This is a genomic window from Actinoallomurus vinaceus, assembly GCF_039542055.1.
In the GTDB taxonomy this organism is placed as follows: domain Bacteria; phylum Actinomycetota; class Actinomycetes; order Streptosporangiales; family Streptosporangiaceae; genus Actinoallomurus; species Actinoallomurus vinaceus.
Genome location: NZ_BAABHK010000007.1, coordinates 55,545 through 71,915, shown reverse-complemented (window position 1 = coordinate 71,915; position 16,371 = coordinate 55,545). Strand labels below are relative to the sequence as shown.

General features: G+C 68.0%; 15 protein-coding genes and 1 pseudogene. 5 read left to right on the top strand and 11 right to left on the bottom strand.

Annotated elements, in window-relative coordinates; genetic code table 11:
- Positions 1-100 precede the first annotated feature (100 nt).
- The 4 genes from ABEA24_RS24665 to ABEA24_RS24650 all read right to left on the bottom strand — a co-directional run bounded on the left by ABEA24_RS24665 (position 101) and on the right by ABEA24_RS24650 (position 3,245).
- Entirely contained in the window at positions 101-1,585 is a 1,485-nt protein-coding gene (locus ABEA24_RS24665) for a multicopper oxidase family protein (RefSeq protein WP_345433404.1), read from the bottom strand.
- Between the two features lie 237 nt (positions 1,586-1,822).
- A complete protein-coding gene (locus ABEA24_RS24660; RefSeq protein WP_345433403.1) occupies positions 1,823-1,957 on the bottom strand; it encodes a DUF305 domain-containing protein in 135 nt (44 codons plus the stop codon).
- Between the two features lie 66 nt (positions 1,958-2,023).
- Positions 2,024-2,437 carry a DUF6153 family protein gene (locus tag ABEA24_RS24655; RefSeq protein WP_345433402.1) on the bottom strand — a complete coding sequence of 138 codons (414 nt, stop codon included), beginning with the start codon at positions 2,435-2,437 and terminating at the stop codon, positions 2,024-2,026.
- 79 nt (positions 2,438-2,516) lie between these two features.
- A complete protein-coding gene (locus tag ABEA24_RS24650) occupies positions 2,517-3,245 on the bottom strand; it encodes a hypothetical protein (protein ID WP_345433401.1) in 729 nt (242 codons plus the stop codon).
- A gap of 554 nt (positions 3,246-3,799) precedes the next feature.
- Between ABEA24_RS24650 and ABEA24_RS24645 the strand changes: the two genes are divergently transcribed.
- The gene (locus tag ABEA24_RS24645; protein WP_345433400.1) at positions 3,800-4,363 is read left to right on the top strand and encodes a YdcF family protein; all 564 of its coding nucleotides are present in this window, start codon (positions 3,800-3,802) and stop codon (positions 4,361-4,363) included.
- 115 nt (positions 4,364-4,478) lie between these two features.
- Here ABEA24_RS24645 and ABEA24_RS24640 read toward each other — a convergent pair whose 3' ends face one another.
- Together ABEA24_RS24640 and ABEA24_RS24635 are read right to left on the bottom strand one after the other, a co-directional pair.
- Positions 4,479-5,840 (bottom strand): serine/threonine-protein kinase, encoded by a 1,362-nt coding sequence (locus tag ABEA24_RS24640; RefSeq protein ID WP_345433399.1) that lies wholly within the window; start codon positions 5,838-5,840, stop codon positions 4,479-4,481.
- A gap of 229 nt (positions 5,841-6,069) precedes the next feature.
- Complete coding sequence (locus ABEA24_RS24635) at positions 6,070-7,194, bottom strand: cytochrome P450 (RefSeq protein WP_345433398.1); 1,125 nt, start codon at positions 7,192-7,194, stop codon at positions 6,070-6,072.
- A 1,207-nt stretch (positions 7,195-8,401) separates the two neighbouring features.
- On the opposite strand from ABEA24_RS24635, the gene ABEA24_RS24630 reads away from it, so the two are divergent.
- Positions 8,402-9,280: a DUF1963 domain-containing protein gene (locus tag ABEA24_RS24630; protein WP_345433397.1), complete on the top strand. Its 879-nt coding sequence runs from the start codon at positions 8,402-8,404 to the stop codon at positions 9,278-9,280.
- A gap of 242 nt (positions 9,281-9,522) precedes the next feature.
- On the opposite strand, the pseudogene ABEA24_RS24625 reads toward ABEA24_RS24630, so the two are convergent.
- Positions 9,523-9,627: pseudogene (locus ABEA24_RS24625) on the bottom strand (HNH endonuclease); the annotation flags it as partial.
- 33 nt (positions 9,628-9,660) lie between these two features.
- Entirely contained in the window at positions 9,661-10,599 is a 939-nt protein-coding gene (locus ABEA24_RS24620) for a LysR family transcriptional regulator (RefSeq protein WP_345433396.1), read from the bottom strand.
- A gap of 113 nt (positions 10,600-10,712) precedes the next feature.
- Here ABEA24_RS24620 and ABEA24_RS24615 point away from each other — a divergent pair, with 113 nt between their 5' ends.
- The 3 genes from ABEA24_RS24615 (at position 10,713) to ppk2 (ending at position 13,516) form a co-directional block, all read left to right on the top strand.
- On the top strand, positions 10,713-11,606 hold the full coding sequence (locus ABEA24_RS24615) for an NAD(P)H-binding protein (RefSeq protein ID WP_345433395.1): 894 nt from the start codon (positions 10,713-10,715) through the stop codon (positions 11,604-11,606).
- Positions 11,607-11,680: 74 nt separating this feature from the next.
- Positions 11,681-12,046, top strand: coding sequence for a darcynin family protein (locus ABEA24_RS24610; RefSeq protein ID WP_345433394.1), 366 nt, complete (start codon positions 11,681-11,683; stop codon positions 12,044-12,046).
- Between the two features lie 732 nt (positions 12,047-12,778).
- Positions 12,779-13,516 carry a polyphosphate kinase 2 gene (ppk2, locus tag ABEA24_RS24605; protein WP_425551229.1) on the top strand — a complete coding sequence of 246 codons (738 nt, stop codon included), beginning with the start codon at positions 12,779-12,781 and terminating at the stop codon, positions 13,514-13,516.
- A gap of 78 nt (positions 13,517-13,594) precedes the next feature.
- Here the strand turns inward: ppk2 and ABEA24_RS24600 are convergent, their stop codons facing one another.
- From ABEA24_RS24600 to ABEA24_RS24590, 3 genes are all read right to left on the bottom strand, one after another.
- Positions 13,595-15,082, bottom strand: coding sequence for a bifunctional aminoglycoside phosphotransferase/ATP-binding protein (locus tag ABEA24_RS24600; protein WP_345433392.1), 1,488 nt, complete (start codon positions 15,080-15,082; stop codon positions 13,595-13,597).
- A 185-nt stretch (positions 15,083-15,267) separates the two neighbouring features.
- On the bottom strand, positions 15,268-15,732 hold the full coding sequence (locus ABEA24_RS24595; RefSeq protein ID WP_345433391.1) for a pyridoxamine 5'-phosphate oxidase family protein: 465 nt from the start codon (positions 15,730-15,732) through the stop codon (positions 15,268-15,270).
- A 12-nt stretch (positions 15,733-15,744) separates the two neighbouring features.
- Positions 15,745-16,239 (bottom strand): pyridoxamine 5'-phosphate oxidase family protein, encoded by a 495-nt coding sequence (locus ABEA24_RS24590; RefSeq protein WP_345433390.1) that lies wholly within the window; start codon positions 16,237-16,239, stop codon positions 15,745-15,747.
- Positions 16,240-16,371 lie beyond the last annotated feature (132 nt).

Here is a 16,371-nt window from a genome sequence, read left to right as displayed (position 1 = left end):
GCACGCCGAGGTTCCGGAGTGCCAGAGCCCGACGCGTGGCGGGATGAAGAACGGACTGGACGGCCCCGTACGTCGCCACCGCCGGCGGCGTAGGAGGCGGTCAGGTGCGATAGCCGAGCACGGTCATCATCCCGGCTTCGAGATGGTAGGCGTTGTGGCAGTGGGTCATCCACTGGCCCGGGTTGTCGGCGTCGAAGTCGCAGGTGACCGTCTGGTTCGGCAGCACGATCACGGTGTCCTTGCGAGGCCCGGTGCCATTTACCTGAAACGTGTGGCCGTGGATGTGCATCGGATGCCACATCGTCGTCCGGTTCCGGAACGTGACGCGGACCCGCTGACCCGTCCGGATCGGCAGCGGCCGCGCCGGATCATAGGGGTGGCCGTTGATTCCCCAGTCGTAGCGTGTCATCGAGCCCGTGAGATCGAGCCGGTGCTCGACGTCAGGATTCTTCGATGGCAGGCGTACCCGGTCGGCCGGCTTCAGATCGGTATACCTCAGGACCTTCTCGTTGAGCTGGCGAGGCCGGGCCGAGGGCGACGGCCGGCTCCCCGAGCCGGTGCCGATCAGCGCCATCCCGGCGGACTTCTTGCCCTCCGCCAACGCGGTCAGCGGAAAGACACCGTCATCGAGGGTCACCACCGCGTCGTAGCGCTCGCCCATTCCGACCAACAGGGCGTCGGTGTCCACGGGGACGACAGGGAAGCCATCCGTGTGGGTGACCCGCATCCGATGCCCGCCCAGCGCGATCCGGAAGGCGGTGTCGCTGCCGGCGTTGATGATGCGGAGCCGGACACGCTGGCGGGGACGGGCCCGGAAGGTCGCCGGTGCTGCTGCCACCCGCCCGTTGATCAGGTAGTGCGGGTACTTCACGTCGCCCGCGTCACCGCCGAGCAGGTCGCTCGTGGCGCCCATCAACATCGGGCCCATGTCCATGCCGTCCATCCCGCTCATGCCGCCCATGCCCTGGCGGAGCATGCTGAGCACCTGGTCGGGGGTGTTCTCGGTGCCGTCGATCCAGTCGTCGAGGACGACGGTCCACTCGTGGTCGTAGGCGCCGGGTTCGGCGGCATCCTCAACGATCAGCGGCGCGTAGAGCCCACGGTCCAGCTGCACGCCGGTGTGCGGGTGGAACCAATACGTGCCGGGATTTTCGGCGATGAACCGATAGGTGAATGTCTGCTGGTGCTTGACGGTGCTTTGGGTGAGGTCCGGGGCCCCGTCCATGTCATTGCGCAGCGTGAGGCCGTGCCAGTGCACGGTGGTGTCCGCAGGGAGGTGGTTGGTCAGCCGTACCTCGACGATGTCTCCGGCGCGGACGCGGATCTCCCGGCCGGGCAGTGCGCCGCCATAAGTCCACGTGGTGACGGTCGGTCCACCCAGGTCCACGCGCCCGGAGACGGCGCTCAGAGTAAAGGCGTGAGTACGGCCGGTGGTACGCCGAGCCGCCTCGGCCGCCTTGACCCGCGCGTCGGTGGGCAGAATCCAGCGCGGCTTGGTAGAGGAGGGGGCGCAGGCGGCCAGCAGACCCATTCCGGAGACGGCCAGGCCGGTACGCAGGAGGGTGCGGCGATCTATAGAGGACATCGTGGACACCTCGTCGGTGAAGTCCCGTCCGCAGGCCGGAGGGGACGATGGGGGATCAGCCGAAGTGAAGGCATGCGCGGGCGCGCGGAGGCGTTGCGCGTACCCCGCCATGAGGCATGCCGGGGTACGCGAAGCGCCACTCGGAGTGGCTCGCTCATTCAGGCGATACCGCGGCGGACGGCTCGCCGAGTTGTCTTGCGGGGGAGGGCGGTCGACAGGCCGACCGCCCTCCCGGGGTCACAGGTTCTTGAGCAGGTTCCGCATCGTGGTGATCTCGGCGCTCTGTGAACTGATGATCGAGTCGGCCAGGGCCTTGGCATCGGCGTTCGAGCCCTGCGCCTGCTCGACCTTGGCCATGATGATGGCGCCCATTCGCCCTTCCGTACTCGGGGTGTGCTGAATCAGGCGTTGCGGGTCATCGGTGGACCCGGACGCCTGTCACAGCCGTAGTACGGAAAGTTGGAAGACCGATGGTGGAGGCGGCGCCCGGCCTTGGTCGTCGCGTCCCCGCTTGGCGGCGCTGTCCATCGCAAGGGGCGACCTACTGCGGCCGACGAAGACGGCGGCCATGACCAGCAGCCCGGCTACGACCAGCAGCGCCAGGCATATCTGGCCGCCAGGGTGCTTGTGGCCAGGCGAGTCGTGGGAGGGCGGTACGCCCATGTGGTGCCCGGTCTCGGCGCTCGTGTGAGCCATGCCGGGCATCGCGGCGGCGACCGTGGCGGGGTGCGTCTCTACCGGGCCGGTGGTCGACTGAAGCCCATGCATCGCGAACAGGCCGAGCATCGTCAGAGCCAAGAGCAGCAAGTGGCCCGGTGCCAGAGCGCGCGACCACCGCTGCCTGCTGCTCATGGCCCCGACCATACCCGAGGCAGCCGGGGCACCGGCCCTGCTCTGGGACGCTCGACTCTCACGGCCGCCGGTGACGCGCCTATTCATCGTCATTGAGCAGATGAGGCGCGGCTGCGACCCGACCGAATCCGTACAGCGTCTCGATGGCCCGCCGCAAGTGGTGTGCCACAGCCGCCCGATCGCCGCGTCTGGGGCCATCGGCCAGCATCTCCTGCGCGAAGTAGATCGTCGCCGATGCTTCGGCCAGTATGTGCCGGGCATCGCCGACGGGCTCCGTGTGCGTACGTGAAACGCGCGCAACCTGGGTCAGCAGGCGACCGGCGCACTCGATGATCTCCTTCCCGGCTGCCACCATGGCGAGCAGGTGCGCGCGCGGACAAGGATCGATTTTCACCCAACGTGGAAACGGGGCAGGCCGCATCTGCACGGCCCGATCGCTGAGATCGGTGGCCGGCCCTCCTGAGCGGGCCATCCAAGAGTCGGCCCCGTCGAAGAAAACCGCGACCTGCTCTGCCGTCGTCATGGACACGAAACCGGCCGTCTGCGGGCGAGCGGCATAGTCGGCATCGAGCATGTGCTCTCCGACGACCTGGAGGACGTAGGCGTACCAGACGACGATCAGTCGTTCGGTTGCTTCGGGCGATGATGCCGCTTTGACTCTGAGGTCTTCGCGCCATGATCGTTCGGCGTGGCGAAGTTCTTCGTAGACGATGCGGCCGCTCCGTCGACTGTTCTCCAGGGCGTCCGCAGCTACCTCACCGCGACGTGCTGCCAGCAGTCGAATCCATGGGCTTGCCTGACCCGGCATCCGCGCTCCTCCACATTCACTACGACTTGTAGGAGTTGGACGGCGCAACGTCGCTTTTGGATCGCTCGAATCGTCCGGCGTCGCACGCGCTGAGAACCAGCAAGTGAGTTGGCTCTCCCCTTCTGAGGGAACGCCCGGACTAGGATAGTTCTCCTACATTCTGTAGTAGCATCGGGTTGCGCGAACCACAGAGCGCGTGCCTGAGCCGACATCATGCCTCGGTCGAGAACACGGAGTGAAACGTGGTCTTTGAGCCTGGTGAACGGTCTGACGCCTCAGGATGCGGCTCTGCTTCTCCCCGAGGCCGGCGAGCCTCTGTCCGCCCCGACACCGATTCGATCACCAAGCATGCTGATCCGGCATCGGATGAGGTGCCTCGTAAGAGGACCGACGACCAGGCGTGCGCACACGCTGTCGCATCGCCTGACCGGCTCCATAGAGCGTGCCTCGAGGACCCCGTCTTCCGGGACGATCATCACGACGGCGGGTCTCCGCTCGACGCTCGGTCGCCACAGAAGTCCCGGTGGCGGTCGGTTCGCCGTGTACTCTCCACGGTGCTGGCAGCGGCCATCGGGATACCCGTCTTGGTCGCCTTTCAGGTCTGGTCTACGGCGCGCCGGGACGACCGGACGTCTTCGGACGTGATCCTCGTGCTGGGCGCCGCGCAGTTCAACGGCCGACCGTCCTCGGTTCTCGAGGCCCGGCTCACCCACGCGCTGGAGCTTTACCGGCAGGGAGTGGCTCCGCGAATCGTCACGGTTGGCGGCAACATACCGGGCGATCACTTCACTGAAGCGGGCACCGGCCGACACTGGCTCAACCATCAGGGCGTGCCTCTCTCGGCGCTGCATGCCGTGCCGATAGGAAACGACACGCGCCAGAGCATCGTCGCGGTCGGCAAGGAACTCAGGGACCACGGCTGGAAGTCAGCCGTGATCGTTACCGATCCCTGGCACGAATTCCGCTCTACCGCGATGGCACGCGACAACGGCATCCAAGCCCACCCGTCGCCGAACCGAAGCGGCCCGACCGTCGACAACCGCGATACCGAGTCTCGATACATCGTTCGGGAGATCGGCGGCTATCTGTACTACGAGCTCTGTCGCGCCGTCTGCTGATGCCGCCCTGGCGAGTGGTGGGGTCCGGACCTGCAGATTGTCCGGGAACGACTCGGCCACGCCGGCCTGCCCCATCAAGACGCCCAAGAGGACGTGGCGGGCCGGAGTTCGGCAGTCATTGACAGAGCCCTATGAGTTTGTTATTGGCAGCGGCCCATTTCGTCATGTCACGGTTGGAATCACTGGCATCCGGGTTGCTGCTGGCATGTTCTCGTTCCACGTCATCGGCCATTGCGTGGCTGGCGTCAGCGAGATCCTGGATCACCGATCTGACGTTAGGGTCGGTAGCCTTCTGTGCCGCCGCATCCATGTCATCGCCCAACTGTCGGTAGCCCGGAGCGACATTAAGATCAGTCCTGGTTCTGACCGTCTGGTTGTGACGGCCCCAGGCGGTCCTGACTTCTGCGCATCCGGCGGGCATCCCCGACGTATCGATGTGGTGGATGAGTTTAGGCACGAAGATGATCCCGAGAACAATGAGCGCGATGACACCTGAGGCACTGCGGAGGAGATCGGGTTTTTTCCGCGGAAGCGCCTTTTCCGGCGCCGGGCTCGGCCGGGCTGGAGACTTGCTGTCGTCGAGGTTGGTCCCAAAGGTGGTGGGCAAAGCCTTCGTCGCGGTGGATGTGGTGAGTCGCTTCGTCGCGGGCTTGGTGGACTCGCCGGCGTGGGGGGTGTCGAGGAGGCGGCGGGCCTCGGCGATGTCGGGGCGTGCGTGGGGATCCTTGTCCAGCAGTCGTGTGATGAGTGTGGTGAGCGGCCCGGCGTGGGCGGGGGGCGGGGGATTGCGCAGGAGGACGGCGGTGATGGTGGCGGTGGGGGTGTCGCGGCGGAACGCGGAGGCGCCCTCCACGGCGTGGTAAAGCGTGGCGCCGAGGGAGAACAGGTCGCTGGCGGGGCCGGCGGCCTTGCCGTCGAGGCGTTCGGGCGCGATGTACTCCACGGAGCCCACGATGGTGCCGGAGGCGGTCAGGCCGGTGTCGGCGTGGTGCTCGGCGATGCCGAAGTCGGTGAGCAGCACACGGCCGTCGTCGGCGAGCAGGATGTTGGCGGGCTTGACGTCGCGGTGGGTGATCCCGGCGTCGTGGGCGGCGGCCAAGGCGCCCAGCAGCGCGGCGGCGATCCCCGCGGTGTCGTCGGCGGGCAGCCGTCCCCGCTTGGCGATGCGCTGTTCCAGTGAGTGGCCGCGCACCAGGTCCATGACGATCCAGGGGGCGTCGTCGACGGTAAGGGCGTCGTGCACGGCGACGATGTTGGGGTGGCCTCGCAGCTTCGCGGCGTTGCGGGCCTCACGTTTGGCGCGGGCCAGCCGCTCCCCGTGCTCGGCGGCCGACGTGGCCGGCGGCAGCCACACCTCCTTGACGGCGACATCGACGCGCAGTTCCTCGTCGCACGCCTGCCACACCCGGCCGAACCCCCCAGCGCCTATCTCCCGGACCAGCCGGTACCGGCCGCCCAGAAGATAACCAGCATCCACCGTCCGCGTCCCTTCCGTCAGAAGAACATTTGTGTACGCGTAACGGGATCCTTTCAGGAAGCGGCCTTTCCGTGAAGTGGCTTGTTGGCCTGGCACCGCCGGCCGGTCACCCAGCCCGAACCCGGTCGGGCGTCCGCCGATCCCGGACGAGCTTCGGGACCTGGTGGTCCGGCCGGCCCGGGAGAACCCGAGATGGGGGCACCGGCGCATCCGGGGTGAACTGCTCGGCCTATCGGGAAGCGCCGACGGGGGGCGCCGGGGAGAACTCCACCGGCAGCGCGGTGAGGCCACGGACCTGGAAGGACGACCGCCATTGGAGTTCGTTCGGCGGGAGCGCCAACCTCACGTCCGGAAGGCGGTCCAGCAGCACCTCGACGGTGGTCTGGGCGATGACCTCGGCGATCTCCGGAGCCGGGTAGGGGCACCCGTGGTCGCCGTGGGAGAAGGACAGGTGGGCGTGGTTGCCCCCTGCGCCGACGTCGAGTCCGGACCGCACCTGCGGATCGGCGTTTCCTCCGGCCAGCCCGATGACCATCAGGTCGCCGGCCTTGATGTGCCGTCCGCCCAGTTGGGTGTCGCGGGTGGCCCAGCGACCCACGGTGCCCTGCGCGGGCGATTCATCCCACAGCACCTCGTTCATCGCCTGGCCCACACTCTGGCGGCCGCCCGACAGAGTCAGGGAGAACCGGTCGTCGATCATCATCAGGCGGAGGGTGTTGCCGATCCAGTTGGACGTGGTCTCCTGTCCCGCTGTCATCATGATGATCAGGTCCTGAGCGAGTTCCTCATCGGTGAGTCCCGCCGGGTGGGCCACCATGCGAGAGGCGACGTCGGGGCCGGGCTCGACGCGTTTGGTCTGCACGAGCTGGGACATCGCGGCAGCGACCCGCCCGAAGGCCTCGAGGGAGCCCTCTCCACCGTCGAGCGCCGTGACGACGTCCCGGGCGACGGCCTGGATCCGGCCCGGAGGGATGCCCATTATCCCCGCGACGGCCAGTACCGGCATCGCGTACGCGTACTGGGTCAGCAGTTCCGCCTTGCCGTTGCCGGCGAACTCGTCGATCAGCCCGTCGGCGAACTGTTCGCACTGAGCCCGCAACGCGAACTGGTCGACCTCGGCCAGGGCGTCGCTGATCGCCCCGCTGCGCCGCCGATGCTCGGCCCCCGCGGTGAACAGGATGGAGGGCTGGTAGCCGACGAACGCCATCAGCGGCCAGTCGGGCGGGACCCGATCCCACTGGTTCCAGTGGCGGGAGTCACGGGCGAACAGCGTCGGGTCGCCGACGACGTGGTGGAGCTCGCGGTACCCGATCACCAGCCAGGCGGGGATGTCACCCACGAGCAGCACGGGCACGACCGGCCCGTGATCCTTCCTCAGCTCCCTGTACATCCGGGCGGGGTCTTCCCTCTCGTAACTCGATCCGTACAGGGGAACGGCGTCCGGGTGAGCCGGGGACGGAGGGCCCAGGGGCCGGATCGTCGCGCCGGTGGTCGGGTCCAGTGGAGACATGGCCTGCTTTCCAGGAGACTGCGATCGGGATCCCCCGGCGCTCGATGCCGGGGAGGATTTCATGGTCGGCGCGGTCAGGCCACGGGTCTGAAAGCGCCGTCGAGCTCACCCTGGGGGAGCTCGGCAGGGTCGGTCATGAGGTGCTTTCCACAGTGTCGATGAGAAACCGCCGACGGGGTGCGTCGGAGAGAATCTCACGGGCAGGCTCATCAGGCCGCGGACCTGGAAGGACGTCCGCCAGGTGAGCTCTTCGGGCCGTACGGCGGGCATGCGGCCAGAGGCTGGGGGACGGCGTGGTTTGCGTGGGAATCGGACGCTGCGCCGGAGCCGGCCGTCAGGCACAGCAGTGCCGCGAGGACCATTGCTGGCCGAGTGATGTTGAGAGTCACGGTCAGATTTCCTGCTGGTCAGCGGTCAGATTGTGCTCTTGGATGTGTGGGCGTTGATGGCGTCGGTGATGAGGGAGTTGATGTCTGGCCGGACCAGGTCGCGGAGTAGTGCGGCGCCGACACCCTACAAGATCATTTGGCATACGATGCACGCCGGGCTGAGGACTGTCCACCCAAACGCGGAATTGCTCATTCATTGCTCACGTCCCGTGGAATTGCTCGCGCAGACGTGGAACCGACATCACGAACCTGTTTGGGGTGCGGGTGAACCCGACTACCCCTCCGGGATGGGTCTTATAAGACTGTGATGTGGGCGGCGCGGTAGGCCATCATCGCCAACCCGGAGCAGTCGAAGCCGTCCGGGCCGGTGCCGCGTCAGCCGCGGCATCCTCACCGAGACCGAACCGGGATTGTTCACCCAGCCACGCCCATGACCCAACCACGGGGCATCTGACCAGCCGACCTCATCCAGCCCCGACAACGATGAAAGGACATGGGTCTAGCTCGGTCTGAGGGAGTGGCTGAGCGGCACGGTTACGGGTCTGAGCGGGGGGCATCGTGCACCGTGTTTCTGCCGGCGGGGGCCGGAGACCTGTCCATCTCCCGAGCTGAGAGGGCGGAACTGGTGATCTTCAGGGTCATTGCGATGTTTTCATGGTCGGGTGAGGTATGAAGAGATGCTGTCCGGCGTGCGTGAGCTGTGTGTTGAACATCTGGGCGAACACGTGGGGGGCCAGCTGGCGGCGTTGGCGCGGCCCGGGTTCGATCTGAAGCCGGCGGATGAGGATGCCGCGGCGACCGGGCTGTGCCGGTGGGGCGGCCCGGCGCTGCTGGAGCCCGGCACGGAGTGGCCTGCGTACGCGGGCGTGCCGCTCAGCCTGTATGCCGTGCTCGATGTCGGCGCGCTCGGCCCGTGGCTCGGTGATCAGATCCCGGCGACCGGCTCCGCGCTGCTCAATTTCTTCTTCCTGGATCCATGGACCGGGTCCCAGGAGGTTCCGAAGGATGCCGGCGGCTTCAGCTATGACGATCCGCAGGTATGCCGGGTCGTGCCTGCTGACCCGCAACGCGCCGTTGAGGTGCCGCCACCGGATCCGGCTCCGAGGTTCGACCGTGTTCGGTTGCATGCCAACCCTGTCGTCACATTGCCCTCTGCCTTGTCCTACGACTGCGACCCGGTGCTCGGCACCCTCGACTACCGAGACGAGATCGAGGGGGCATCGCTTTACCACGCGGATCCCGCCTGGCTGGTGGTCGACAAGTTCGGCGAGGACGCCTGGCAGCGGTACTGCGCGGACGAGCAGGGCATCGAGTGGGGCGGCATGAGCAATCAGGCGTTCGGCTGGCCGCCGATCCGCAGCTACGGCGTTGACCTGTTGCAGGAATTGTCGCAGGACGAGCCTTACGCTCACCTGCTCACTCTCGGCGGCACCGACATGTGGGAGTGGGGCGACGGGGGAATTCTGCGGTTCGTCACACCGGCCAAAGCACTCCGGGAAGGCGACATGAGCCAGGTGCGAGCCAACGGGGACGACTGGTAGAACGGCCATCACACTCCCTTCGTGACGGTGCTTCCTTCTCTCAAATCGAACTACGCCCAAAGGACATCAACCCGCGAAACGACCTCTAAAAAGCTCGTCCTATCCAAAGTGCGCGCAACGACAGCACACCCACTGTGGGTGGGCGTCTTCGCACGCAAGTCGACCGGGCGATAAGGGATGCTCAAGCAGATCCGCGTGCGAGACGACGTTGATCGAGGTGGATCGCCGACAGGTCAGGCGGCGCGTGCGGGGGGTATGCCGAGGACGCCCTTGTCGAACGGCTTGTGGTGCAGCGCGCACAGGCAGATGCCGTTGGTCACCTCGTCGGGGCCGTCGAAGGCCTGCCAGTCTCCGGCCCACGCCGCACCCCTGAGATCACGTCAGGAGACCCCGGGCGCGTGGAGTGTGCGGCGAACTGCGTCGCGGAGCCAGTGGTGGGCTCCGTCGGCTGCATGGCGGGGGTGCCAGGCCATGCCGATGGTCAGGGGCGGCAGCGGCAGGGGAATGTCGAGGAGGCGCAGGCCGAGGGCGGTGGCGGTGTGGGTGAGAGGCGTTTCGGGGTCGCCGGGGAGTGCGGCGGGGACGAGGCAGACGACGTCGCTGCGGACCGCGAGGGTCATCGCCGCCAGGTGGCTGGGGAGGACGGCGGTGACGCGCCGGTGGAGGTTCCGCTCGGCCAAGGCGGTGTCGAGAGGGCCGGTGAACTGGCCTCGTCGGCTGACCGCGACATGTTCGGCGGCAGCGAGCCGCGCTGGGTCCAGGGCCTCCTCGGCGAGGGGGTGGCCCGGGCGGACGGCCGCCACCATCCGGAGCGTGACCAGTTCTTCGACCTGGGTCTCCGGGTCCACGTGGTCGATGGATCCGACCTCCAGATCGATCCGGCCGTCGCGGAGGGCCGGACCGGCCTCCAACTCCTCTGCCCGGAGCCGGAACGAGACGCCCGGCGCCTCCTGCCGGGCCAGGCGCAGCAGTCCGGGGGCCAGCGCCGCACCGACCAGGTCGGCGGCCTGGAGGGTGAACGTGGTGCGCAGGGTGGCGGGGTCGGTTCCGTCGGCGGGGCTGAGCAGCGATCCGAGGCGGCGTACCACTGCGGCGGCTTCGTCGCGCAGAGCCAGGGCGCGGGGGGTCGGGACCATGGCCTGTCCGGCCCGCACCAGGAGTGGGTCCTGGAGGGTACGGCGGAGGCGGGCGAGGGTGCGGCTCATGGCGGCGGGGGAGGTGCGCAGGCGGGCTGCGGCGCGGGTGACGCTCTGCTCGGTCAGCAGGGCGTCCAGTGCGACGACGAGGTTGGCGTCAAGGGCCGAATGCGGGCTGCTCACCAGCGTAATTCCACTTCAGGCAATGTGTCCTTGCTGAGGTTCCCATTGTGGCATCACGGTGGCGCTCCTCAGGATGGAGGCGTACCTACTCGACACGAAGCCTTGAGGTTTTCATGATCGTCATCACTGCCCCCACCGGGAACATCGGCCGCCACCTGCTCACCCGGCTCCTGGAGTCCGCCCCCGCCGCCGGTGAGGAGCTGCGCGTGATCGTGCGTGACCCCGCACGGCTGCCGGACGCGGCACGCGGACGCGTCGAGGTGGTCACCGGCTCGCACGGCGACGCCGAGGTGGTCGACAGGGCCTTCAAGGGCGCGGACGCCGTCTTCTGGCTCGTCCCCCCGGACGCCTCCCTGACCCCGGAGGACGCCTGGACCGGCTTCACCCGCCCCGCTGCGAGGGCGCTCGCCGCCCACGGGGTCGGCCACGTCGTCGGCGTTTCCGCCCTCGGCCGCGGCACCCCGCTGGCCGGCCGCGCCGGACTCGTCACCGCCTCTTTGGCGATGGACGACCTTCTGGCCGGCACCGGCGTCGCCTACCGGGCCCTGGCCGGCCCGTCCTTCTTCGAGAACCTCCTGGAGGAGGCCGCCTCGATCCGCGACAAGGGCGTCTTCACCGACGCCGTCGACGCCGACCGCAAGGCGCCCCTGGTCGCCGTCGCCGACATCGCGGCCGTCGCCGCCGGCCTGTTGCTGGACCGCTCGTGGACCGGCACCGGCAGCGTCCCGGTCCTCGGACCGCAGGACCTGTCCCCCAACGACCTCGCCCGCATCATGACCGAGCAGCTCGGCCGCCCCGTCCGCTATGAACACCAGCCGCTCGACGAGCTGCGCGCCGACCTCGTCGGCTACGGCCTCGACGAGGCGTTCGTCCAGGGCATCGTCGACATGAAGCGGGCCAAGGACGAGGGCCTCGATGCCGGCGTCGCCCGCACCCCGGACACCGCCGGCCCCACCACCTTCGAGCACTGGTGCGCCCAGACCCTCAAGCCCGCCGTCCTCTCCTGAAGCCACCAGCCCTTTCGCCATCGCCCATGGCGCCGATGGCGTCAAGACCACCCACCACTGGGGAGACACCCATCATGCCGGTTGCGGAAACCGAACCGCCGGTCACCGCGTTCATGCTCGTGAAGACCACGCCCGAGTGGCTCGCACTGACCGTCCCGGAGCGGATCGACGCCTTCACCACCCAGGTCGTCCCCACGATCGAGGCCAGGACCAGCGGCGTCCGGTCACGCTTCTACGACACGGAGTTCTACTCCGCGCGTGTCACCGACGTCTGGGTCTGGGAAGCGGACGATCACCACGCCTACCAGCTCCTCATCGACGCACTGCGCGAAACCCCGTTCTGGGACCGCTACTTCGAGGTCGTCGACATCCTCGTCGGCACCGAAAACGGCTATGCCCGCAGCTACCACGTCGACCCCGCTGCCACCATCAGCACCTGACACACTGCTCCGCATCAGTAAACGTGTGGCTGTTCAGCCGAGGGTCCGGCTCTTCTTGAGGGGCCCCGGCTGAACTGCGTCTGCGGCTTGACCGGTCCTGGGGCTGATCGTCTTCTACCGTGTCGGGCGTAGACATTCCCCCTTCGGCCGCGATCACCCTCCACGATTGCGGGTGGCGTTCATCGCCGGGCACGCAGCAGGTCGAGACGCTGTGCTTCAGGTACGCCCGGACCTCGCCCAGGCTTGCGGGTCCGCAGCCGGCGGAGCATGGTGAGGAGAACCGAGTCTCCGAAGCAACTCCGTGCGGCGCACCGGTTCTTCGTCGAGCACGCTACAACCGCACGAACGCGCCGACAAGACCCGCCTGTACCCGGCTGGCGCGCGGGCGCTGGGCGGCACGGAGGTGAGCCGCGATGAGGCGCGTACACGCCGAGATCGGGCGGCTCGCCCGTCAGACGGGCCGCCACCTCGACCTGGCGGACGACGGTGGCTCTGGCCGGATCAGCGCGATGACCTGGAAGAGCGCCTCTGCGGCCCGCGTACCGTACCGACCTTGCATTTCGTTCAGGGGGAAGAGGCGTATTTCTCGCTTTCGACGGGTGTCTGATCGGTAGCCCGGAGGGGGCGCGGCCATCGAAGAGGGGAGGATCGTGCATGGGGAATGGCGGCGAGAGGAAACGGCTTCCCCGGCGGGTTTACGCACGGGAGCTCTACCGGCTTCAGGGCGAACTCGTGAAGTTGCAGGAATGGGTCCGTGTGACCGGGGCCCGCCTGGTCGTGGTCTTCGAGGGGCGTGACGCGGCCGGCAAGGGCAGCACGATCAAGCGCGTCATCGAGTATCTGAACCCGCGTGTCGTCAGGATCGTGGCACTGCCCGTCCCGACCGAGCGTCAGCGTACGCAATGGTACTTTCAGCGCTACGTCGAACATCTGCCGGCGGCCGGCGAGGTCGTGTTGTTCGACCGTAGCTGGTACAACCGGGCCGGCGTCGAGCATGTCATGGGCCTTTGCACGGAGGAGGAGTACGCGCGTTTCCTCCGCCAGTGCCCGGTCTTCGAGCGGTTGCTCATCGAAGACGGCATCCTGCTCCGCAAGTACTGGTTCTCGGTCAGCGACGCCGAACAGGAGACCCGGTTCCACGAACGGCTCGAGGATCCGATGCGGCGCTGGAAGCTGTCGTCGATCGACGTGGAGTCGATCCTCCGCTGGGAGGACTACTCACGTGCGAAAGACGAGATGTTCCGCCACACCGACACCCCAGAGGCGCCGTGGTATGTGGTCGAGAGCGAGGACAAGAGGCGGGCGCGAATCAACATGATCGCGCATCTGCTCTCGACCGTGCCGTATGACGAGATCGAGCCGCCCCGCCTCACATTGCCGGCCCGGCCTCTGTCCACGGGCTACCGGCGCCCGCCCCGCGAGACCCAGACCTACGTCCCGGACCACTCCGCGACACTCGGCGAACCTTGAGACCTGTACTTGTCGATGTGTTTCGTGACTACCGAAGGGGCTCTGAGCCAGTGGCCATGGCCGGCCTCACTTCATCGGTCAGTCGGGGGCCATGCGCGGGCGGCGCTGCCAGGCATGGTCGGGGCCGTGGGGGCGGATGACCCTCAGGGCCCGTTCGGCCGAGTCGTCGATCGGCCCGGAGGTGTCGATCGTGATGGCTTCCGGCCATGGGTCGGCCGACTGCGCCATCTGGGCCGCGATTGTCGGGTCGGCGTCGGACGCCCCGCGGGGGCGGGTGTGCAGGCGTTCGCCGGCCAGCGGTGTGTCGCACCGAAGGGAGATCAGGTCCGCGTGCGCCTGTTCGGCGGTGCGGGCGGCATCGGCACGATGCCGGGCGGACGTCCAGGAGGCGTCGACGATGACGGATTCGCCGTAAGAGAGCAGGCGTGCGGCGCGGGTGAGGAGTTCGGTGTAGGTGCGCCGGGTCCAGAAGGCGTTGTAGATGCCGGTGCCGTACGGTGCCGGGGCAGGGGTGTCGGGTGAGAGCTCGGCGAGTTCCTTGCGAATGCGATCACTGCCCAGGACGGTGTACCCGAGCCGGTCGCCGAGGGCTTCGCTGAGGGCGGTCTTGCCGGTGCCGGGCAGGCCACCGACCAGGATCAGGCCGACCGAGCCGGCGTACAGGTGACGCAGTGCGATCCCGGTGTATCGGCCGGCGTCGCCGGCCGCGTGCGTGTCACCCTGACCCCAGCGCAGGCACGCGACCTTGGCGCGGACGAACGCCCGGTAGGCCACGTAGTGGTGGCGCAGCGACGGAGGGGCCGGGTCGTCGGCGTATTCGGCGTACCAGGAGACGAAGTGCTCGGCGAGGTGCGGGGAGTCCAGGCGTTCCAGGTCCATGGCCAAGAAAGCGGCGTCGTCGAGCCCGTCGAGTCGTCGTAGCCGGTCGTCGAAGTCCAGGCAGTCCAGCACGCGGGGCCCGTCGTCGAGGCAGAAGATGTCATCGGCCATCAGGTCGCCGTGCCCGTCGACAATGCGTCCTTCGTGGATCCGCGCGGTGAAGAGCGGTTCACGCGACTCCAGGAAGCGCAACGTCAGTCGCTCCACCTCGCCGGCGTCGGAGGCATCGATAGCGCGCCCGTGAAATGGCCGGACCTGGTCGAAGCTCGCGATCCACCGCTCACGCAGGGCGTCCCGGGTTCCCGGGGCGGAGATCTCGGCGCTGCGTGGCGAGGCGGCGTGGACGCGGGCGAGCAGTCGGGCGATCGCCCGCAACGCGTCGTCGACCGGGGCGTGCGCCCGTACCAGATCGGAAAGGCGGCGTTCGGCGGGCATCCGGCGCATGACGACGAGGTGGTCGCAGGGCGTTCCCGGGGGCATGACCACGTCGGCGACGCCCAGGTAGACGTCGGGGGCGAACCGCCGGTTGAGCTCGACCTCGCGGTGACAGGCTCGTTCCCGGCGCTCACGGGTGGAGAAGTCCAGGAAGCCGAGATCCACCGGCTTCTTCAGCTTGTAGGCCCGATCTCCGGCGAAGAAGACCACCCCGGCATGGGTCTCGGCGACGTCCGCCGCCCACGTCTCCATGACCCCACCTCCCGCACTGGCAGCCTGGCGTGGGGAACGCGGCCGTACCAGGGGCGTCGGACGTCCTTCTGCGGCGCGCTGAGTCACACCTCGGTACGCGCTCACGACGGCCGTTGTCATCACGTCTCTGACGAAACGTCGCCTGAGGCTCATCCGGCACCTCCCATGTCGGTCGCGGCCTTGGCTCAGCAGGGAATATCGCCTTCTGGGCCGATGCGTTCGCGGGTCACGCCACCCGGATGAAGGGGAAGCCGACGGCCGGTGGTCTGGTCTGGGCGCAGCCGCACGAAACAGGACGCGGGCATGGGCGACCACGGAGCCAGTGGCGAGTGTTCGAGGCGGTCGACCACCGCGCTGTCGGCGACGACCTGCGCGGTGCCGCTGACCAGGACGCTCCATCCGGTTCGAAGACCCGGTTCCACATCGTCAGCCTCGAACGAGAAGAGACGCCCTTCTCGTGCAGCGGACAGCTTGCCACCCTCCGAGGTGCGGAAGGCGATGTCATCGCCGTCCGTAATGAAATTGACCGGCAGGACGACGACGCGGCCGTCGTCGTCGGCCCACGCGACACGGCCGATCACCACGCTCCGCAGCAGCCTCAAGCAGGTGTCACGGTCAAGGGGCTGAGCTGCGCCGGCATCGTGCGTCATGGGTGTGGCCGCCTATCCAGACGCCGATCTGTCGGCTCGGCGAATGCGGCGTCCAGTGATTCGGCTGGGGACGATACGAAGGAAGAGCTCGCGCTCGCCACCGGGCCAGGGTTCAACACCCGCCTGCGCCAGCGACGCGCGCTCGGCTTCGGAGTCCACGTGGTGGGCGGAGCCTTGGATGAGGACGCTCCAGCCTTCCCGGGCCGCCATGTCGATCTCATCGATCTCGAAGGCCACCAGGTACTCGGCCTCGGAGATCCCGGTTCTCAGATCCTCGTCCATCGGACTGCCGGGTGCCGTGCGGAAGACGATGGCTCCGTCATGGAGCTTGTAGTTGACCGGAAGTACCACCGGCCCGAACCTGCCGGTGTAGGCGATTCGGCCGACGCCGCCCTCTGAGATCAGCCGCAGGCACTCGGTCCCACCCAGTTCCTCGACGGTCCTGGTCTGCGTTTCACGCTCGGGGTCAGGAATTTCGTGTGCTCCGCCGTGCGCGTGATCAGTCATGGGTGATCCCGCCAGTGGTGGGTTCGAGCAAGGTACGGGTCACGACCGGATCGTCCCCGTCACCCGGCGGTGCTAATCGCCAGCGATCAGCGGTTCGAGTCGAAGGTCTGCTTTTCCGTGGGAGAACGCCGC